At 71.7% G+C, this 19,693-nt stretch carries 15 protein-coding genes; 3 read left to right on the top strand and 12 right to left on the bottom strand.

Features of this window, described 5'->3' with window-relative positions; translation table 11 throughout:
• Positions 1–10: 10 nt before the first annotated feature.
• From ACIBBD_RS36005 to ACIBBD_RS35980, 6 genes are all read right to left on the bottom strand, one after another.
• Positions 11–427 (bottom strand): STAS domain-containing protein, encoded by a 417-nt coding sequence (locus ACIBBD_RS36005; protein ID WP_399423863.1) that lies wholly within the window; start codon positions 425–427, stop codon positions 11–13.
• Positions 424–1,323 carry an STAS domain-containing protein gene (locus tag ACIBBD_RS36000; RefSeq protein WP_399423861.1) on the bottom strand — a complete coding sequence of 300 codons (900 nt, stop codon included), beginning with the start codon at positions 1,321–1,323 and terminating at the stop codon, positions 424–426. Before ACIBBD_RS36000 ends, ACIBBD_RS36005 begins: the two co-directional genes overlap by 4 nt.
• Positions 1,324–1,675: 352 nt before the next feature.
• Positions 1,676–2,068 (bottom strand): STAS domain-containing protein, encoded by a 393-nt coding sequence (locus ACIBBD_RS35995; protein WP_399423860.1) that lies wholly within the window; start codon positions 2,066–2,068, stop codon positions 1,676–1,678.
• 199 nt (positions 2,069–2,267) lie between these two features.
• On the bottom strand, positions 2,268–4,826 hold the full coding sequence (locus ACIBBD_RS35990) for a SpoIIE family protein phosphatase (protein ID WP_399423859.1): 2,559 nt from the start codon (positions 4,824–4,826) through the stop codon (positions 2,268–2,270).
• Positions 4,827–4,878: 52 nt separating this feature from the next.
• Positions 4,879–9,156, bottom strand: coding sequence for a HAMP domain-containing protein (locus ACIBBD_RS35985; protein ID WP_399423858.1), 4,278 nt, complete (start codon positions 9,154–9,156; stop codon positions 4,879–4,881).
• 276 nt (positions 9,157–9,432) lie between these two features.
• The gene (locus tag ACIBBD_RS35980; RefSeq protein WP_399423856.1) at positions 9,433–10,314 is read right to left on the bottom strand and encodes an RNA polymerase sigma factor SigF; all 882 of its coding nucleotides are present in this window, start codon (positions 10,312–10,314) and stop codon (positions 9,433–9,435) included.
• Positions 10,315–10,531: 217 nt separating this feature from the next.
• Here ACIBBD_RS35980 and ACIBBD_RS35975 point away from each other — a divergent pair, with 217 nt between their 5' ends.
• Together ACIBBD_RS35975 and ACIBBD_RS35970 are read left to right on the top strand one after the other, a co-directional pair.
• Complete coding sequence (locus tag ACIBBD_RS35975) at positions 10,532–10,903, top strand: PRC-barrel domain containing protein (protein WP_399423854.1); 372 nt, start codon at positions 10,532–10,534, stop codon at positions 10,901–10,903.
• Between the two features lie 156 nt (positions 10,904–11,059).
• Positions 11,060–11,515, top strand: coding sequence for an ATP-binding protein (locus ACIBBD_RS35970; RefSeq protein ID WP_399423853.1), 456 nt, complete (start codon positions 11,060–11,062; stop codon positions 11,513–11,515).
• Positions 11,516–11,539: 24 nt separating this feature from the next.
• Here ACIBBD_RS35970 and ACIBBD_RS35965 read toward each other — a convergent pair whose 3' ends face one another.
• Positions 11,540–11,971, bottom strand: coding sequence for an ATP-binding protein (locus tag ACIBBD_RS35965; protein WP_399423851.1), 432 nt, complete (start codon positions 11,969–11,971; stop codon positions 11,540–11,542).
• Between the two features lie 235 nt (positions 11,972–12,206).
• A complete protein-coding gene (locus ACIBBD_RS35960) occupies positions 12,207–14,108 on the bottom strand; it encodes an AMP-dependent synthetase/ligase (RefSeq protein WP_399423850.1) in 1,902 nt (633 codons plus the stop codon).
• A gap of 317 nt (positions 14,109–14,425) precedes the next feature.
• Here ACIBBD_RS35960 and ACIBBD_RS35955 point away from each other — a divergent pair, with 317 nt between their 5' ends.
• Positions 14,426–14,659, top strand: a complete 234-nt coding sequence (locus ACIBBD_RS35955; protein WP_399423849.1) for a DUF6480 family protein — start codon at positions 14,426–14,428, stop codon at positions 14,657–14,659.
• Between the two features lie 42 nt (positions 14,660–14,701).
• Here ACIBBD_RS35955 and ACIBBD_RS35950 read toward each other — a convergent pair whose 3' ends face one another.
• The 4 genes from ACIBBD_RS35950 to ACIBBD_RS35935 form a co-directional block, all read right to left on the bottom strand.
• A complete protein-coding gene (locus ACIBBD_RS35950; protein ID WP_399423847.1) occupies positions 14,702–15,790 on the bottom strand; it encodes a glutamate--cysteine ligase in 1,089 nt (362 codons plus the stop codon).
• A 57-nt stretch (positions 15,791–15,847) separates the two neighbouring features.
• Positions 15,848–18,061 carry a 1,4-alpha-glucan branching enzyme gene (gene glgB, locus ACIBBD_RS35945; protein ID WP_399423846.1) on the bottom strand — a complete coding sequence of 738 codons (2,214 nt, stop codon included), beginning with the start codon at positions 18,059–18,061 and terminating at the stop codon, positions 15,848–15,850.
• Positions 18,062–18,064: 3 nt separating this feature from the next.
• Positions 18,065–19,426 carry a maltokinase gene (locus ACIBBD_RS35940; protein WP_399423845.1) on the bottom strand — a complete coding sequence of 454 codons (1,362 nt, stop codon included), beginning with the start codon at positions 19,424–19,426 and terminating at the stop codon, positions 18,065–18,067.
• A 28-nt stretch (positions 19,427–19,454) separates the two neighbouring features.
• Positions 19,455–19,693 (bottom strand): alpha-glucosidase C-terminal domain-containing protein (locus ACIBBD_RS35935; RefSeq protein WP_399423844.1); only part of this gene is annotated, 239 nt, incomplete at its 5' end.

Here is a 19,693-nt window from a genome sequence, read left to right as displayed (position 1 = left end):
GTCGTCCCGCTCACCGCGGCTCCCGGCGCGGGCCGCGTGGGACCGACGCACCCTCGTGCCGCAGGAGCTCCAGGGCCGCCTCGGTGCTCAGCGCGGTCCGCAGTCCCGGCAGGGTCAGCCCCAGCTCCACCAGGGTGATCGCGACCGCCGGCCGCATGCCCGAGACGACGGTCTGGGCGGCCAGCAGCCGCGCGTTCGCCGCGATCTCGGCCAGCACCCGCCCGAGGAAGGAGTCGACGATCTCCACCCCGGAGATGTCGATGACCACGCCGGTGACCCGGCTGCGGGCGATCGTCTCCACGATGTCGTGCTGGAGCTGCTCCGCCGTGCTGTCGTGCAGGTCCCCCTGCAGCGTGACCAGCAGGACGTCGCCAAGCCTGAGCACCGGCACGTGTGCCGAGCCGGCGCGGGAGAGGTCGTCGTTCACCGCGGACCCGCACCACCGGACATCGCGGGCACGATGTCGGCGCCCAGTCCGCGCAGGGCGTACGCCAGGGCGTCGGCGAGGCCGGCGCGGGTGACCACGGCGCCCAGGTCGAGGCCGAGGTGCACGATGGTCTGCGCGATCGCGGGCCGGATACCCGAGACGACGCACTCCGCTCCCATCAGCCGGACGGCCTCGACCGTCTTCATCAGGTGCTGCGCGACCAGGGAGTCCACGGTCGGGACGCCGGTGATGTCCAGGATCGCGTACCGGGCCTGCTGGTCGACGACCGCCTCCAGCAGCGTCTCCATCACGACCTGGCTGCGGGCGCTGTCCAGCGTGCCGATGAGCGGGACGGCGACGACGCCGTCCCAGAGCTTGATGACGGGTGTCGCGACCTCCAGCAGCTGCATCTGCTGCCGGTCGATGAGGGCCTGCACCTCGGTCAGCGCCGTCTCCATCACCACCAGCCGCAGCGTGCCCATCAGGACGGTCAACGTGGTGGCGCACTCCCTGAGGTGCTCTGGCGGCGCGTCGGGCAGGTCCGCGACCAGCAGGTTCACGGCGGGCGCCCGCAGGGCGTCCACCTCGCTGGAGACCTGGGCGGTGCTCATCCCCGAGCGGGAGCGGGCCGCCGTCATGCGTGCCAACTGCTCGCGCACCACCGTGAACCCGGCGCTGTCGGAGTCCTCCACCCGGCCGGAACCGGCGACTTGGGCGAGGGCGTCGACGACGCTCCGGCCCGCCTCCACCGCCTCGTCGCGGGAGACGGTGAACACCGTGCGGAACAGGGGTTCGTCGGCCCACCGCTGCGCGATCTGCTCCCGGCGGCGGCTCAGGAAGGCCCCGACCTCGTCCGCCGGTGTTCCGTGCTGTGCGGCCGCTTCGTGCTCCGGCACTCGTTTCACTCCTCGTCTGCGTCCTGCCGCCGCCGCGCTCCCGTCACGGGGGACGGGGGCGTGGTGGCCCTTGCCGGGCGACAACCCTAACCACGGGCCGATCCGGTCCGACACCCCGCTCCGGCCCGGCGCCCCGCTCGCGCGGCGGCCGCCGCGCCAGGTGCCCGAAGGGGCCACGTGCGTTCGACAGCCGGGGCGGGCCGGTGGTCAACGACGTTGGCACCTCGACGAGTTCGCCAGGCCGGTGATCCGCCCACTCTGTTGCCTCACGCATACAGTTGTCAAACGGCAACTGTCGGGGCCGGCGGTGGCCGCACACCTGCGCGTTTCGCGGCGTGCGGCGTGCGGCCGGTCAGACGTCCCCGCCCTGCGGCGACGGCTCCGGACGGTCGATCAGCGCCAGGGCCTCGTCGACCTTGTCGGAGACGGGCACCGTGAGGCTGACCCCGGTGAGGTCCAGCACCCGGCGCACGGCGGGCGTCGGGTTGATGACGTGCACGCTGCCGGGCAGATTCCGGGCCTCCTGGTACACCCGCAGGATGATGTTCATCCCGGACGAGTCCATGAACGGCACCGCCGAGAGGTCCAGCAGGAAGTGCCGCCTGCCGTGGTGGAGCTGGTTCGCCAGATGGGCCTGGAACTCGGTCGCGGTGTCGAGGTCCAGATGACCCTCGACCGTGACCAGGGCCACGTCGTCGCGGGGCAGGGTGACCTCGACGGACAGCGGGTTCTGGGCGATGGACACGAGTACCTCCGAAGGCTGACGGTCCGGGCTGGTAGCCCGGCGGGTCTGCGGTACGAGGCGAGCGCTGGCGGCGGGGGGCGTCCGACCGGCCCCTGGCCCTGAGACGTTGCCCCCCTTCACCTGCGGCTCTCGACCTCGCACCGCGCCCAGCGGATACCCCCGATCCGGAAACCCATGCACCGTCCCCCCGGAAGAGGCGCTAACCGAGCCTGATGCCCACGATGCAGGTGTCGTCGTCCGTGTCGGACCGGCTGTAGGTGAGCAGCCGGTCCAACTGCTGGTCCAGCGTCGGCGGCACGGTGCTCGCCTGGCTCAGCAGCTGCGTCAGCGACTCCTCCACCGACCGGTCCCGCCGCTCGATCAGCCCGTCGGTGTACATCAGCAGCGTGTCGTCGGCCGCGAGCTGGATCTCGGCCTCCTCGTACGTCGTCTCCGGTACGGCTCCCAGCAGCAGCCCCTTGAGCAGCGGCAGCGGCGCGGCACCCGAGCTGCGCACCAGGACGGGCGGCAGATGACCCGCCCTGGCCCAGCGCAGGGTGCGCGTGACCGGGTCGTACAGACCGCACACCGCGGTGGCCGTGACGGCGCCCGTCAGATGGTGGGCGACGATGTTCAGCCACGACAGCAGCTGGCCCGGCCCGGCACCGGTCACGGCCAGCCCGCGCAGCGCGTTGCGCAGCACAACCATGCTGGTCGCGGCCTCGATCCCGTGCCCGGCCACGTCCCCCACGCACAGCAGCACCAGCCGGGAGGGCAGCACGAAGGCGTCGTACCAGTCACCGCCCACCAGCTGCTCTTCCTCGGCTGGCCGGTAGCGGACCGCCACCTGCAGGCCGGGGACCTCCAGGGGGGCCCGGGTGGGCGGCATGATCGCGTGCTGGAGCTGGAGTGCCAGCCGGCTGCGTTCGCTCGCGTGCTGCTCGGTCTGGGCGAGCTGGTCGCGGGTGGCGGCCAGCGCGACCTCCGTCCAGTGCTGGGAGGAGATGTCCTGGTAGGCCCCGCGGACGGCGACCAGCCGGCCGTCGGTGTCCAGGACCGGCTCGGCGACGATCCGCATGTGCCGGGTCACCCCGTCCGGCCGCTGGAGCCGGAACGCGGCGGACGCCGGACGCCGGTGGTGCAGCAGCGTGCGCAGGAAGCGGCCGATGACGACCGCGTCGTCCGGGTGGGCGTGCGCCCCCAGCTCCTCCAACGGCACCGGAGGGCTCGACGGGTCCCGCCCGTACAGGGCGAACATCTGCCCGTTCCAGGTGGTCTCGCCGGTCAGCAGGTTCTCCTCGAAGCCGCCGATACGGCCGAGGCGCTGCGCGTGCTGCAACAGGCTCGCCAGCCGGGCCGTCTCGTCCTCGATGCGCCAGATGAGCAGGACGCAGGTGCCGTGCCGGCTGATGCTCAGATCCGCGACCGCCGACAGCGGAACCTCGTCGACGAGCGCGGTGAGACTCATCCGGCGGGCCCGGAACGGCTCGCCCGTGGCATGGACGCGCTCGATGCGCTGGAAGAGGTCGCTGCCGCCGGCGGCCATCGGATAGGCCTCCAGCAGCAGGGCGCCGTTGACCACCGCACGCGACCGTCCCGCCGGATCGAGGAAACGGTCGTTGACGTGCTGGATGCGGAAGTCCACCAGCTCTCCCGCCGCGTCGACCTGCGGGACGAGGACGAGGGCGGGGTCGTGCAGCCCGTCCGCCAGGTCCATCAGCTCGGCCGCGTCCGGCAGCACGCGTGGCTCCGCATCCGCGCCCTGACCGCGCGGGTAGCTCTGCAGGGTGTGCGCGCACAGCTCCGCCAGCGCCTCCACCTGCCGCACCACCTGGGGCGGCTGCGGCTCCAGCGGCCCGGGCCAGGCGATCTCCAGGACACCGTGGACACGTCCCCCGGTGCCCGCAGGTACGGCGACCCGGCCGCCGTCGGGGTGCGTCTGCCGGCCGATGGTGGGCAGACCGGTCTGCGACAGGGAGACGATCCACTGCCCCGAACGCTCGGTGAGGCCGAGACGGGCCACCGTGGCGACGTCCGGAGGCACATAGCGCCAACGCGAGGCCTCCCCGGGGGCGAAGCCGGCGCTTCCGGCCAGCGTCAGCGAACCGTCGGAGCCCGCCGCCCAGATCGCCACGGCCATCGCGCCCAGCGGCCCCAGCGCGTGCTGGAGCAGGGAGTCGGCGACGGACTGCGTGTCGTGCGCCGCCAACGCCCCACTCTCGGCGGCCCGCAGCCGTACCGCCGCCGAGGTCTCGGCGGCCGTACCGGTGCCCGAGACGGAGGCGATGAAGGCGTCGGTCACCTCGGACACCCGGTCCTTGGCGGCCTGGTTGATGACGTCCACCGCGAACTCCAGCGGGGCCATCCCGGCCTGCTCGGCCAGTTCGGTGAGCTGCCGGGAGGCCTCGGCCGGCCCGCACCCCAGCCGCTCCACGAGGATGCCCTTGGCCAGCTCGACCAGCGCCCGCCCCTCGGCCTCGGCCTGCGCCGCCCGCACCTCGCGCCGCAGCCGTTCCACGGTGGCCGCGAGGCGGCCCACCGGGGAGGGCGAGGCGGCGCCGGAATCGCGGGAGGAGCGGACGGCGGAGCCCGGCGCCGGGGCGATGACGACGTGCGTGGCCGAGGGCGGGTCGGTGACGTCCGGCGCCCGGGACGACGGTTCGCCGGAGCCCTGCTCCGGCGAACCCGGCTCGGCGCCGGTCCCCGCGAAGGCGGGGGCGGCCGGCGCCGGCTGTGCCGAGCCGTCGTACCTCTCGTGCGGCTGTTCGGGAATGCTCACGGTGCGAAGACTCCTCGGCCGGAAGCCCGGCGCTCGGAAGGGGCGGGCGCGCTCAGGCGGTCAGCCAGCGGCGTACGCAGGACATCAGGTCGTGGGTGTCGACGGGCTTGGTGACGTAGTCGCTGGCCCCCGAGGCCAGACTCTTCTCCCGGTCACCGGGCATCGCCTTCGCCGTCACCGCGATGATCGGCAGATCAGCGTACTGCGGCATCGTACGGATCTCGGCCGTGGCCGTGTACCCGTCCATCTCCGGCATCATCACGTCCATCAGCACGAGGGCCACGTCCGGATTGTTGCGGAGCGTCTCGATGCCCTCGCGCCCGTTCTCCGCGTGCAGCACCCGGATGCCGTGCAGCTCCAGGATCCCGCTCAGGGCGAACAGGTTGCGCGCGTCGTCGTCGACGACGAGGACCGTGCGGCCCACGACGGCGTCGTCGACGGGCGGCGGTCCCACCGGCTGCGGCTCGTCCGGGCGAACCAGGGCGAGGACGTCCCCGGGCTGCTCGGCGGACAGGTGCAGCGTGATGCGTTCACGCAGCTCGTCCAGGCTGGAGAGGAACTCCAGCGGCCGCCCCGCCGCACGGGACTGCAGCGTCTCCTCCTGGGCGCGGTCCGCGCGGTGGCCGCTGTGCACCAGCACCGGCACACCCGCCAGCGCCGAGTCGCCCTGGAGCGCCTCCAGGAAACGGGAGGCCTCCGAGCCGGGCATCCCCAGCTCCAGCACCACGCAGTGGCACGGCTCGGCGGCCAGCGCCCCCGCGGCCTCCTGCGCCCCGAGGGCGGTGACGATGTCGACCGGAGGCGGCGGCGTGCCGTCCTCCAGGCTGCGCGCCACGTCCGCGACCACGCTCTCGGCGACCAGGGTCAGCAGACCACGCGGCCTCTCCTCCACCACCAGCAGTCTCCGGGGCCGCTGACTGGGCGTGCCCGACGCGAGCGGCAGACCGGGGGAGAGGGACGCGAGCGCCACCGGCTCGGTGTCCGGGCCGCGCTCGAAGGCCCGCCCGCTCTCGATCAGCTCCGCGAAGTCCCCCCGGGCCACCGGCAGGTAGAGAGTGAACGTACTGCCCTTGCCGGGCGCGCTGTCCACCGTCACCGCACCGCCGAGCAGGTGGGCGATCTCCCGGGTGATGGACAGCCCGAGGCCGGTGCCCCCGTACTTGCGGCTCGTGGTGCCGTCGGCCTGCTGGAAGGCGCCGAAGATGGTCTCCAGCTGCGGCTCCGGAATGCCGATGCCGGTGTCCTTCACCCGGAAGGCCACCACCGTCCCGTCCCGGACCACACCCTCGGGCACCTCGTCGGCGGCCACGGGCTCGATGCGCAGCTCGACGCTGCCCTGTTCGGTGAACTTCACCGCGTTCGACAGCAGGTTGCGCAGCACCTGACGCAGCCGGGAGTCGTCGGTGAGCAGGTCCGCGGGGGCACCGGCGGCCGTGCTGATCGTGAAGTCGAGGCTCTTCTGCGTCGTCATCGGCCGGAACGTCGCCTCCACGTACTCGATGAGCTGGCGCAGCGGCACCCGCTCCGGGGAGACGTCCATCTTGCCGGCCTCGACCTTCGACAGGTCCAGGATGTCGTTGATCAGCTGGAGCAGGTCCGAACCCGCGGAGTGGATGATGCCCGCGTACTCGACCTGCTTCGGGGTGAGGTTGCGCGAGGGGTTCTGGGCGAGCAACTGGGCAAGGATCAGCAGGCTGTTGAGCGGGGTGCGCAGCTCGTGGCTCATGTTCGCCAGGAACTCCGACTTGTACTTCGACGCCAGCGACAACTGCTGCGCCCGCGCCTCCAGCTCCTGTCGCGCCTGCTCGATCTGCAGGTTCTTCGCCTCGATGTCCCGGTTCTGCGCCACCAGCAGGGAGGCCTTCTCCTCCAGCTCGGCGTTGGAGCGCTGCAACTCCTCCTGCTGCGCCTGCAGCTCCGCGGACCGGGCCTGGAGCTCGGCGGTCAGCCGCTGCGACTCGTCGAGCAGCTCGTCGGTGCGGGCGTTGGCCACGATCGTGTTGACGTTGACCCCGATGGTCTCCCGCAGCTGTTCCAGGAAGTCCCGGTGGATCTGGGTGAACGAGGTCACCGACGCCAGCTCGATGACGCCCAGCACCTGCCCCTCGAACAGCACCGGCAGCAGGATCAGGGCGCAGGGCTCCATCCGGCCGAGCCCCGAGGAGATCGTGACGTACCCCGGGGGCAGCTCGTCCACCGTGATCGTACGGCGGCTGCGCGCGGCCTGGCCGACCAGTGAGCGGCCGAACGGGATACGGGTCGGCCGGGTGTCGTCGTCGGGATAGCCGTAGGCGCCCACGAGCCGCAGTTCCGGTCCGTCCCTGCCGTCCTCGGCCAGGTAGAACGCCCCGTACTGGGCCGCCACCAGCGGCACCAGCTCGTCCATGATCAGCTCGGCGACGACGGGCAGGTCCCGGTGCCCCTGCATGAGACCGGAGATCCGCGCCAGGTTGGTCTTGAGCCAGTCCTGTTCCTGGTTGGCCCGGGTGGTCTCGCGCAGGGACTCCACCATGGAGTTGATGTTGTCCTTGAGCTCGGCGACCTCACCGGAGGCCTCCACGTTGATCGACCGCGTCAGGTCGCCCTCGGCGACCGCGCTGGTGACCTCGGCGATCGCGCGGACCTGCCGGGTCAGGTTGCCGGCCAGCTCGTTGACGTTCTCCGTGAGCCGCTTCCAGGTGCCCGAGACACCCTCCACCTCGGCCTGGCCGCCGAGGCGGCCCTCGGTGCCGACCTCGCGGGCGACGCGGGTGACCTCGTCGGCGAACGCCGAGAGCTGGTCGACCATCGTGTTGATGGTCGTCTTGAGCTCGAGGATCTCACCGCGGGCGTCGACGTCGATCTTCTTCGACAGGTCGCCCTTGGCCACCGCGGTCGTCACCAGGGCGATGTTGCGGACCTGGCCGGTGAGGTTGTTGGCCATCGAGTTGACGTTGTCGGTGAGGTCCTTCCACGTGCCGGCCACGTTCGGCACGTGCGCCTGGCCGCCGAGGCGGCCCTCGGTGCCGACCTCGCGGGCGACGCGGGTGACCTCGTCGGCGAACGCCGAGAGCGTGTCCACCATCGTGTTGATGACGTCGGCGAGCGCGGCGACCTCGCCCTTGGCCTCGACGGTGATCTTCTGCGAGAGGTCGCCGCGCGCCACCGCGGTGGCGACCTGGGCGATGGAGCGCACCTGGCCCGTCAGGTTCGACGCCATCACGTTGACGTTGTCGGTCAGGTCCTTCCAGGTGCCCGAGACACCCCGGACCGTGGCCTGCCCGCCGAGGTTGCCGGCCGTGCCGACCTCGCGGGCGACGCGGGTGACCTCGTCGGCGAAGGCGGAGAGCTGGTCGACCATCGTGTTGATGGTGTTCTTCAGTTCGAGGATCTCGCCGCGGGCGTCGACGGTGATCTTCTGCGAGAGATCTCCCTGCGCCACCGCGGTCGCCACCTGGGCGACGTTGCGGACCTGCGCGGTCAGGTTGCCCGCCATGAAGTTGACCGAATCCGTCAGGTCCCGCCAGGTGCCCTTGACACCCTTCACGTCGGCCTGTCCGCCGAGGCGGCCCTCGGTGCCGACCTCGCGGGCGACGCGGGTGACCTCGTCGGCGAAGGCGGAGAGCTGGTCGACCATAGTGTTGATGGTGTTCTTCAGTTCGAGGATCTCGCCGCGGGCGTCGACGGTGATCTTCTGTGAGAGATCTCCCTTGGCGACCGCGGTGGTCACCTGGGCGACGTTGCGGACCTGCGCGGTCAGGTTGCCCGCCATGAAGTTGACCGAGTCGGTGAGGTCCCGCCACACCCCGGCCACGCCGGGCACCTGCGCCTGTCCGCCGAGGCGGCCCTCGGTGCCGACCTCGCGGGCGACGCGGGTGACCTCGTCGGCGAAGGCGGAGAGCTGGTCGACCATCGTGTTGACGGTCTCCTTCAGCTGCAGGATCTCGCCGCGCGCCGGCACGTCGATCTTCTGTGACAGGTCGCCCTTGGCCACCGCGGTCGCCACCTGCGCGATGTCACGGACCTGGGTCGTCAGGTTGCCCGCCATCGCGTTGACCGAGTCGGTCAGGTCGGCCCAGGTGCCGGAGACGCCGGGCACCTCCGCCTGCCCGCCGAGGGTCCCCTCCGTGCCCACCTCGCGGGCCACACGGGTGACCTCGGAGGTGAAGACGGACAGCTGGTCCACCATGCCGTTGAACACGGTCGCGATGTCGCCCATGAGGCCGTCGCCGTCGGCGGGCAGCCGGGTACCGAAGTCACCGTCCCGCACGGCCGTCAGACCGGCCAGGAGCCGCCTGAGTTCCTGGTCTCCCGGGACCGTGTCGACGGCCTCGACAGCGTTGCTGGTCATGCGAATCCTCGTTCCGCTCCCCAGGAGCCCCCGGCGGGGGCTCGGAACCACGTCGCCCCGGTGGACGACGCCGCATGTGTCATGCGCGCATTTCCGCAGTTCACGGATGTGCGTGATGAGAGAAATCCGCCGAAGGCTAACCCACAAGCCCACGGCGGACCAAAGCGTCGCACCACCTCGTGCACACAGGAGGTCCACTTCGCGCGCACCTGCATGCACGGCCGGAAACGGGGTACCCAGGAGATTTTTCCCCGGGACGGTGCCCCTGGAAAGGGTTCAGGCGAGGTCGGAGCCGAGCAGTCCGGTGCGCAGCCGCCGCACCACGCGGCTGATGAGCCGCGACACGTGCATCTGCGAGATCCCCAGCTCCCGGCCGATCTCGGCCTGCGTGCGCTCCTCGACGAACCGCAGGTGGAGGATGCGCCGCTCCCGGGGATCGAGTTCCGCGATCAGGGGCGCCAGGGAGTGGAAGTCCTCGACGAGCTCGAGTGCCGGCTCCTCCGCGCCGATGAAGTCGGCCAGCACGGACTCACCGTCGGCGCCGCCCTCGGAGGTGAGGGCCGCGTCGAGCGATGCGGAGGTGTAGCAGTTCGAGGCCTTGCGCGCCTCGATGACCTCCTCCTCGGACAGCGACATCAGCTGCGAGAGCTCCCGCGTGGTGGGCATACGGCCGAGGCGCGTCTGCAACTCCTCGGTCGCCCTGGCCAGCTCGACCCGCGCCTCCTGGAGCCGGCGCGGCACGTGGACGGCCCAGCTGGTGTCCCGGAAGAAGCGCTTGATCTCGCCCACGATGTACGGCACGGCGAACGAGGTGAACTCGACCTCACGGGACAGCTCGAACCGGTCGATCGCCTTGATCAGGCCGATCGTCCCGACCTGGACCACGTCCTCCATCGAGTCGCCCCGGCCACGGAACCGGGACGCCGCGTACCGCACGAGCGACAGGTTCATCTCGATCAGCGTGTTGCGCACGTACTGGTACTCGGGCGTGCCCTCCTCCAGGACGGCCAGCCGGTCGAAGAAGCGGCGCGAGAGCTCCCGCGCGTCCTTCGGACGGACCCGGCTGGGTGTGTCGATGAGCGGAACCCCTCCCCGAAGGTCGTCGGTGACCTTCCGCCCTGCCGTGGCCGTCGGTGCCTGTGCCGTCACGGCATCCATGCCGCTCACTCCGTTCGTCGGGGCCCGACGAGGTGTGTCGAAGATCATCGGGCCGGTCGATGACGCACTCCGTATGCCCTTGCTTCCCCTACTCATGCGGTATCGGATGCACCGCCGCGGAACCGACGGACACAGCGGCCCGGAACGGTCCGACACGCCCGGAATGCGGCCGCGGCGGGCGGGTATCCGCTGCTGTGGAACACGAGAAGGGAGCAGCGTGACCATTGACGCAATCTGGTCCTACGCACCGGGCAGCGGGCATGTCGAGGGGCAGGACCTGACGGGGTACGACGTGCTGGCGACCGACGGCACCGTAGGGCACGTCGAACGCGAGGACGGGCACCACGGGATGTGGCACCTGGTCGTCGACACGGGGGTCTGGTTGTTCGGCAGGAGCGCCGTCGTCCCGGTGGGTGTCGTCGCGGCCGTCGACCCGCAGGCCCGCACCATAGCGCTGGCCTGCACCGGGGACGAGGTCAAGGAGGCCCCCCGGTTCCGGACCGACAGCGAGACGATGGACCCGGCGTACCTGACGGCCGTCGGTGACTACTACCTCCGGCTGACCCCGCACGGAAGCGCGCCGGCCTGACCGGTGCCGGGGGGAGGGCCGCGTGCCGCCGGGGCCGCCGTATGCTCAAGTACCCGCCACAGGACGGCCGCTGCGTGCCACGATCGAGGAACGGGGTGTCGATGACCAACGAGCCGCGGAGCCGGCGCTCCGACCACCGGGGACAGTGACCGGGCCGTGAGAGGGGACGAACTCACGCCCATGGAGCCGGCGCTCGCACCGGTGACGACCGCCGCGTCCGCCCGCGCCTACGCGCGCGCCGTGGTGGACGCCCGCTGGAACGCTTCCGCACGGCCGGCGCGGGAGGAGGACGTCATCGACCTCCTGCTCGTCGTGTCGGAGATGGTCAGCAACGCGATCCGCCACGGCGGCGGCCTGGCCGGATTCGAGGTGACGCCGGTGCACGACGGGATCCGGCTGGCGGTGCACGACCACAGTGACGTCGTGCCCTCCGTCGCCTACGGATCCGGCGCCCTTCCCTCCGTGCACCACGGCAACGGCTACGGATGGCCGCTGATCATCAGGCTGGCCCGGGACATCTCCATCGACCGGCGGCCCTCGGGCGGGAAGACGATCCGCGTCTTCGTGCCCGTCAGGACCGCCGCTTCCCGGGGCCCCGACGGCTCCCCCTGACGAGAGGGGCCACCGGGGGAGCGGTCACCAGGGCAGGAAGACGTGTATGTCCTTGCCGTCGTCGTCCGCGACCACGCTGACCTGGCTGCACAACGTGTGGATCAGGTGCCAGCCGATACCGCCGCCCCCGCTGTTGGGCCGGAACGGGCGGGGCGCCGGCGGGACGGGGTTGGTGTCGTGGAGCGTCACGTGCACCCCGTCGAAGGTGGGGCGCAGATGCAGGTCGAACGGGCCCGGCGCGTACTGGACCGCGTTGGAGGCCAACTCGGTGACGATCAGCACGATGTCGTGCCAGTACTCCGGCTCCGAGGGCGGGGACGCGCGGGAGAGGTCGCGGAGGAACTCCTCCGCGGCCAGGCGCGCACCCGTCACGTCCTGCGGTTCGCCCTCGAATCGGGCGGTGCGGCTCGGGATCACCCAGGAGGCCAAATCGTTACCACGGGGCTCGGTTGCCATGTCGTCAGTGCGGCCCCCTCGTAGTCGGGGCCGTCGTCCTTTCTCGTGTGGCTCTCACGTCGCCACTCAACAGGGTTCCCGAGGCCGCGCAGGCTACTCGTCCGGCTCCTCGGAGGCGGACACCTGTCACCAGCGGCGACAGTCGTGCCACGCAACGTGACCGGCGCCGCGGCCACTTCCTTCGCGCAGGCCGGACCGGTCGGGTGCGGCGGCGGAGGACGCGGCCCCCGTCGGCTCACCGGAACACGTCGTCCGCGTCGTCCCAGCCGAGCACCTCCGCCGGGGCGCTCTGCCGGGGCGGCCGCGTCCGCGCCTGGTACATGGCCTCGATCTCGGCGGCGTAGTGCTGGACGATCGAGTCGCGGCGCAGCTTCATCGACGGGGTCAGCAGCCCGTTGGCCTGGTCGAACGGCTCCGGCAGCACCCGGAAGACGCGGATCGACTCCGAGCGGGAGACGGCGCTGTTGGCCGCGGCCACCGCCCGCCCGATCTCGTCCCGCAGGGCGTTCTCCTCGCGTGCCTCCCGGCTCGGTGTGTCGCCCTGGATCGACAGCCCCCCGCGCCAGTGCGCCAGGAAGTCCGGGTCCAGGGTGATCAGCGCGCCCACGCAGGGCCGGTTGTCGCCCACGACCACCGCCTGGTGGACGAGCGGATGCATCCGCAGCCGCTGCTCCAGCGCCGTCGGCGCGACGCTCTTGCCGCTGCTGGTGATGATGACGTCCTTCTTGCGCCCGGTGATCGTGAGATAACCGTCGGAGTCCAGGAAACCGAGGTCGCCGGTGGCCAGCCAGCCGCCCCGCAGCGCCGCCCGGGTGGCGGCGTCGTCGTTGACGTAGCCCTGGAACACCGACGGGCCGCGCACCAGGATCTCCCCGTCGTCCGCCACCCTTATCTCGGTGCCCGGCAGCGCCTGCCCGACGGTGCCCGACTTCTCCCGGCCCAGCGGCTGCATGGTGATCCCGCCACTGGTCTCCGTCAGCCCGTAGCCGTCGTGGACGTAGATGCCGATGCCCTCGTAGAACAGGGACAGGTCGCGGTGGAGCGGCGAGCCGCCCGAGGTGGCACGGTGCACACGGCCGCCGAGCGCGGCGCGCAGCCTGCGGTACACCGTCCGCTCGAACAGGGCGTGCCGCAGCCGCAGGTCGAAACCGGGGCCCGAGCCCCGGCCCAGCCGCTGCCGCTCCATGGCCGCCGCGAAGTCCCGGGCCGCCCTCGCCGCCCGCTCGAACAGCGCGCCCCGGCCCGCCTCCTGAGCTGTCCGCAGGAAATTCTTGTAGATCTTCTCGAACACCGACGGCACCGCGTACAGATACGTCGGCCGGAAGGTGCGCAACGCCTCCGCGAGCGCGGCCGCGCTCAGGTCGGGTTCGTGCCCCATGAGGATGCCGCCGCGCAGGCACAGGCCCTGGATCATCAGGCCGTACACATGGGAGAACGGCAGGAAGGCGAGGACGGACGGCTGCTGCCCGGGCGGCGCCGCCGTGTGCCGCCAGCCGGCCAGCAGGGTGTCGCAGGGGGCGGCGAGGCTGCGATGGCTCAGCGCGCAGCCCAGGGGACGCCCGGAGGTGCCGGAGGTGTAGGTGATCACCGCGGTGGAGTCCGGCAGCACGATCCGGCGCAGCGAGTCGACCGTGGTGAGCGGGACCGGCTCTCCCAGACGCGTCAGCTCCTCCAGCGCGCCGGCGTCCAGCTGCCAGACGTGGCGCAGCGTCCGCAGGGTCGCGCACACCGAGCCCACCGTCATGACGCTCTGCTCGTCCTCGACGACCACACCCACACAGCCCGCGTCCCGCAGGATCCACTCGACCTGGTCGCGCGAGGACGTCGGATAGACGGGCACCACCTCGGCCCCCACCGCCCACAGCGCGTGGCAGAACACCGACCACTCGTAACGGGTCCGCGCCATGATCGCCACGCGGTGGCCCGGCGAGATCCCCGAGGCGATCAGCCCCTTGGCCAGGTCGACCACCTCGTCGCGCAGTTCCACGGCGGTCACCTCCTCCCATGCCCCGGTGCCCGGGGAACGCCGGGCGAGCACGGGCAGAGAGGGGGTGCGGGCGGCTGTCTCGAAGACGCTGTCGGCGAGCCCTCCGGTCAGGGGCGGGGCGGCTGGGGGAGCGAGGGCGACATCGCGCATGCGCTGCTCCTGACATGTACGGGGTGTGACTCCGCCGACGAGGACTGTTATCGACGGTGGTCGAATGTAGCCCAGGCGGGACCGGTTGGGGCCGGGAACGGATTAAGAGCTCCGAACAAAAGGGGAGTCCGATCAGCTCGCGGCGTCCGGTGCGTGCGATCGCAAGGCGCCGGAAGGTCCTTTCACCGGAGCCACCAGGGTCTTTCGGTAGCGCGGCGAGCGTGCGTGCCGGGCGTCGCGAGCCGGGCGCCCCTTTTGTTCGGAGCTCTGACTGATCCGCGTTGATGATCTCGGCGGGTACGGGGGACTCGGGGGGCATGACCCACATCAACCCCGATCCCGAACCGGAACGCAGCACCGGCCTGGAGCCGGGCGGCGGTGTTCCCCCGGGCGAGACCCCGCCCGCGGAGAGCAGCATGCCCGAGGCCGGACCCCGGGAGACACACAATCCCCCCAAGGGCTGGGCCAAGGGCCCACTCACCCTGATCATCCTGCTCGTCGTGCTGGTCGCGGCCTTCTTCCTGGCCTACGCCCTGATCCTCATCCTCTGACCGGGAGGACCAGGGCGCCGGCCCGGAGGCCCCGCGCAGGCCTCAGCTCTGGGTGTGCCGGACGCACGTGGTGACGACGTCGCGCAGGCTGCCCGTGCGCTCCCAGACCTCACGCTGGATCCGGGCCCCGTTGCCCTCGCGCAGCAACTCGGCGCAGGCCTCGCGGGCCCGCTTCAGGTCCCCGCTGTCCTCCAGCGCGTCCCCGACGTGGTCCAGCAGCGCCCGCACCACCGTCTCGGCCGGTGCGCTGCGCATGGTGACCGGGTGCAGCAGGTCCCCGGTCAGTCCGGAGCGGGCGGCCCGCCAGTCGGCCAGCCGGAGCAGGCTCACACTGTGGTCGACCGGCTCCTCACCCGCCTTCCACTCCCGGGCGGCGGTCTCGACGAGCCCTCGCACCAGCGTGGCCACGAGCACGGCGGTGGACGCGTGCAGACAGACGTCCGCGACCCGGATCTCCACCGTGGGATAGCGGGCGGACAGCCGGGCGTCGAAGTAGACCATGGCCTCGTCGAGGATCGTGCCCGTGGCCACCATGTCCGCCACCCGCTGGTGGTAGCGCTCCGCCGAGCCGAACAGCTCGGTCGGCCCGGCCGACGGCCAGCGCTTCCACACCTGGCTGCGGTAGCTGCTGTAGCCCGTCTCCTTTCCCTGCCAGAACGGGGAGTTGGCACTGAGCGCCGCCAGCACCGGCAGCCACGGCCGGATCCGGTCGATGACCGCCACGCCCTCCTCGTCGGACTCGACCGACACATGGACGTGACAGCCGCACACCAGTTGCTCCTGGGTGGCGATGCCGTACTGCTCCGCCATCCACTGGTAGCGCCGGTTCATGCCGACGGACGGACGCACCGGCAGCGGGGAGGTGGCCAGCGCCGCCACCGTGCACCCGATCTCACCGGCGTGCCGGGCCGCCTCCCCGCGTATGCGGACGATCTCCTCACTGAGTTCGCCCATGCCCGACTGCGGGTGGGTGGCGAACTCCAGCATCTGGTTGTGCAGTTCCTTCTCGAAGACATCCTCTTCCGCCCGGTCCCGCGTGGCGCGGGCGAGAACCGCGGCGGACAGTGCCTTCGGCTCCCCGGTCTCCGGGTCGACCAGGAGGAGTTCCTCCTCCACTCCGACGGTGCGCACGGCATGCAGCCTTTCTCTGGCAGGTAGTACGCACCCGACTGCCCCGTCGGACCCTTCTCACACGGACGAGGGTGCCAACCACACCGTGGCGAGGGGCGGAAGCGTCAGCGTGATCTCCCCGTTCTCCGGCTTGATCCCGTCGGTACGGGTGACGTCGCTGCCGCCGTAGCGAGCGGCGTCGGTGTTGAGGACCTCGTACCAGACGGGGACGTCGTCGCCGACGCCGAGGCGGTAGTCGTCGCGGACGACCGGCGAGAAGTTGCTGACGGACAGCAGGGGGCCGCCGTCGGCGCCGAACCTCAGGAAGGCGAAGACGTTGTCGTCGGCCGCGTCGCACAGCACCCAGCGGAAGCCACCGGGGTCGGTGTCCCGCTGCCAGAGCGCGGGAGTGACCCGGTAGCGGGTGTTCAGGTCGCGGACCAGGTCCTGCACGCCCCGGTGGTCGCCCGCGAAGGCGTACCCGGGGTCGAGGAGCCACCACTCCGGCCCGTGCTCCTCGGACCACTCCGCGCCCTGCGCGAACTCCTGGCCCATGAAAAGCAGTTGCTTGCCGGGGTGGGCCCACATGAAGCCGAGATAGGCGCGGTGGTTGGCGCGCCGCTGCCACCAGTCGCCGGGCATCTTCGACACCAGCGCCTGCTTGCCGTGGACGACCTCGTCGTGGGAGATCGGCAGGACGTAGTTCTCGCTGTAGGCGTAGATCATCGAGAACGTCATCTCGTGGTGGTGGTACTTGCGGTGCACCGGCTCCTTGGCGATGTACTCCAGCGAGTCGTGCATCCAGCCCATGTTCCACTTCAGCCCGAATCCCAGACCACCGCTGTCGGTCGGCCGGGTCACCCCGCCCCAGGCCGTCGACTCCTCCGCGATGGTCACCACACCGGGACAGCGCCGGTACACCGTCGCGTTCATCTCCTGGAGGAACGCCATCGCGTCCAGGTCCTCCCGGCCGCCGAACACGTTCGGCGTCCACTGGCCCGAGTCCCGCGAGTAGTCGAGGTACAGCATCGAGGCGACGGCGTCGACGCGCAGCCCGTCGATGTGGAACTCCTCGCACCAGTACACGGCGTTCGCGACCAAAAAGTTGCGCACCTCGGTGCGGCCGAAGTCGAACTCGTACGTCCCCCAGTCGGGGTGCTCGGCCCGCTGGGCGTTTCCCGGCTCGTACAGCGGATCCCCGTCGAACCGCGCCAGCGCCCAGTCGTCCTTGGGGAAGTGCGCCGGCACCCAGTCCATGATCACGCCGATCCCGGCCCGGTGGAGGCAGTCCACGAGGTACCGGAAGTCGTCAGGGGTACCGAGCCGCGAGGCCGGAGCGTAGAAACCGGTGATCTGGTAACCCCACGAACCCGAGAAGGGATGCTGGGCGACCGGCATGAACTCCACGTGGGTGAAGCCGAGGTCGCGGACGTACGCGGGCAGCTGCTCGGCGAGGCGGCGGTACGTCAGTCCGGGCCGCCAGGACGGGAGGTGTACCTCGTACACCGAGAACGGCGCCTCGTGCACCGGCACGTCACCCCGGTGCGCCATCCACTCCTCGTCGCCCCACTCGTAGTGTGAGGCGTGCACGATCGACGCCGTGTCCGGCGGAACCTCCGCGCACCGCGCCATCGGGTCGGCCTTGAGAAACCGGTGCCCGTAGCGGGAGGTGATCTCGAACTTGTACCGGGTGCCCTCGCCGACCCCGGGCAGGAACAGCTCCCACACCCCGGACGCGCCGAGGGAACGCATCGGGAACGCGGTCCCGTCCCAGTAGGTGAAGTCCGCGGCGACCCGCACCCCCTGGGCGTTCGGCGCCCACACCGTGAAGCGGGTCCCGGCCACACCCTCGTGGGTCATCGGCTCCGCGCCGAGCGCCTTCCACAACTGCTCGTGCCGGCCCTCCCGGATCAGGTGCACGTCGAGCTCGCCCAGGGCGGGCAGGAACCGGTACGGGTCGTGCACCTCCTGCTCGTCCGCCCCGCCGTCCCCGTACGCCACCAGCAACGTGTACGCGGGGATCGCGTCGAACGGCAGCACGGCCGAGAACAGGCCGTCGCCCTCCGACACCAGCGGGGTGCGCTCACCGCCCGCCACGACCGCCACCGAGCGGGCGAAGGGGCGCAGCGCCCGGAAGGCGATCCCGCCCGGCACCGGGTGCGCGCCCAGCAGGGCGTGCGGGTCGTGGTGGGCGCCCGCCAGCAGGCGTCCACGGTCGGTCGGGTCGAGCGCGGGCGCCGTGGGCGGGCGGGGGCCGGCCGACTCGGGCAGAGAGATGTCGCGCAGAGCCATGGGTCAGCCTCCTCGGACGGCGAGTCGTTCGATCGCCGCCATGGGTACGGGTAGCCAGTCGGGGCGGTGCCGGGCCTCGTACAGCACCTCGTACACCGCCCGGTCGGTCTCGTAGGCACGCAGCAGGGCGTGCTTCTTGCGGGGGTCCCAGCCGGCCCGGTCCGCGTAGCCGGCGCAGAAGGCCTCCCGGCAGCGGCGCGCCCACTCCGGACGCCAGGGCCGGCGCTGACGGGCGGCGTAGTCGAAGGAGCGCAGCATGCCGGCGATGTCCCGCACCGGGGAGTGCGCGCTGCGCCGCTCGGCCAGCGGGCGGGACGGTTCGCCCTCGAAGTCGATGACGAACCACTCCCGTCCGGCGCGCAGCACCTGCCCGAGGTGCAGATCGCCGTGGATGCGCTGGGCCGGCGGGCCCGGATCGCACACGGCGAGCGCGGCGAAGGCGGTGATGAGGCCCGGGACGTACGGGCGCAGCGCCGCCACGTGGTGCGCGGCGGCCTCCAGCCGCTCGGTCATCGCCGTCGCCGTCCGCGCGTTGTCGCCGTGCGGACCGGCCGGGAAGGCCGCGGCCAGGGCGAGGTGCACCTCCGCCGTGGCCCGCCCCAGCGCCGCGGCCTCCGTCGTGAAGTCGTCGCCGTGGGCGAGGGCGTCCAGCGCCAGCGTCCAGCCGTCCGAGGCGTCGGGCAGGAACGGCTGGAGCACGCCCAGCGTCGCCTCCTGCGGATCCGTCGTCCTGAACCAGGCCACCGGGGCCGGCACCCGGCCGCACCCCTGCCCGGCCAGCGCGACCGGCACCTCCAGGTCGGGGTTGATCCCCGGCTGGATGCGACGGAACACCTTCAGGATGAACGCGTCGCCGTACACCACGGACGTGTTCGACTGCTCCGCCTCCAGCAGCCGCGGCGCGAGCCCGGCCGGCACCGGCACCGACGGGTCGGACTCGAAGGTCAGCGGGCCCAGCGGGCCCGGGTGCCGCATACGCTCCAGCAGCAGATGCGCCGACCGCGGGTCCTGCAACGCGTCGTGCACCGTCAGACCGGCCAGCGGCCCCTCCTCCACCCTGCCGATCAGGGCCCGGCCCAGACGCGGCGACAGATGCTGCTGGAGTCCGAGCAGCAGCTGGTAGCAGTCGCCGGGTGGGGGAGTTCCGCCCGGCGAGGGCACACCCGACTGGCCGGTCTGCACCAGCAGGTGCAGACAGCCCGGATACAGCTCCGTCATGGACAGCAGACGCAGGTCGTTCAGGGGCCGGTCCTTGCCCGCGAACCAGCGCTGCCGGGGCAGCCACTCGCGCAGCAGCGCCCCGAGCGTCCCGCCGGAACGGACGCCGACGGCACTGCCGGGGCTCAGAGATGCGGTTTTCGGCATGGTGACGCGTCCTTTCCTCGGCGCACGCTCACAGGCGCCGGCCGACGCGGGATGCGGCTCGGGTGAGCCGGAACCAGTAGAAGCCGTGGCCTGCGAGGGTGAGCAGGTAGGGCAGTTCGCCGATGGCGGGGAAGCCAACCCCGCCGAAGAGCTCCACCGGATGGCGGCCGTCGAAGCGGCGCAGGTCCAGTTCGGTGGGCTGGGCGAAGCGCGAGAAGTTGTGGACGCACAGGACGAGGTCGTCCTCGTACTCGCGCAGGAAGGCGA

The organism is Streptomyces sp. NPDC051315, assembly GCF_044455165.1.
Taxonomy (GTDB): Bacteria; Actinomycetota; Actinomycetes; order Streptomycetales; family Streptomycetaceae; genus Streptomyces.
Note: the sequence above shows the minus strand (reverse complement) of the source record. Positions and strands in the feature narration are given on the sequence as shown.

What these genes read in the sequence shown, in the direction of transcription:
- ACIBBD_RS35985 (WP_399423858.1), bottom strand. Translation starts at nt 9,156, where the DNA reads ATGACCAGCAACGCTGTCGAGGCCGTCGACACGGTCCCGGGAGACCAG.
- ACIBBD_RS35980 (WP_399423856.1), bottom strand. Translation starts at nt 10,314, where the DNA reads ATGGATGCCGTGACGGCACAGGCACCGACGGCCACGGCAGGGCGGAAG.
- ACIBBD_RS35965 (WP_399423851.1), bottom strand. Translation starts at nt 11,971, where the DNA reads ATGGCAACCGAGCCCCGTGGTAACGATTTGGCCTCCTGGGTGATCCCG.
- ACIBBD_RS35960 (WP_399423850.1), bottom strand. Translation starts at nt 14,108, where the DNA reads ATGCGCGATGTCGCCCTCGCTCCCCCAGCCGCCCCGCCCCTGACCGGA.
- ACIBBD_RS35955 (WP_399423849.1), top strand. Translation starts at nt 14,426, where the DNA reads ATGACCCACATCAACCCCGATCCCGAACCGGAACGCAGCACCGGCCTG.
- glgB (WP_399423846.1), bottom strand. Translation starts at nt 18,061, where the DNA reads ATGGCTCTGCGCGACATCTCTCTGCCCGAGTCGGCCGGCCCCCGCCCG.
- ACIBBD_RS35940 (WP_399423845.1), bottom strand. Translation starts at nt 19,426, where the DNA reads ATGCCGAAAACCGCATCTCTGAGCCCCGGCAGTGCCGTCGGCGTCCGT.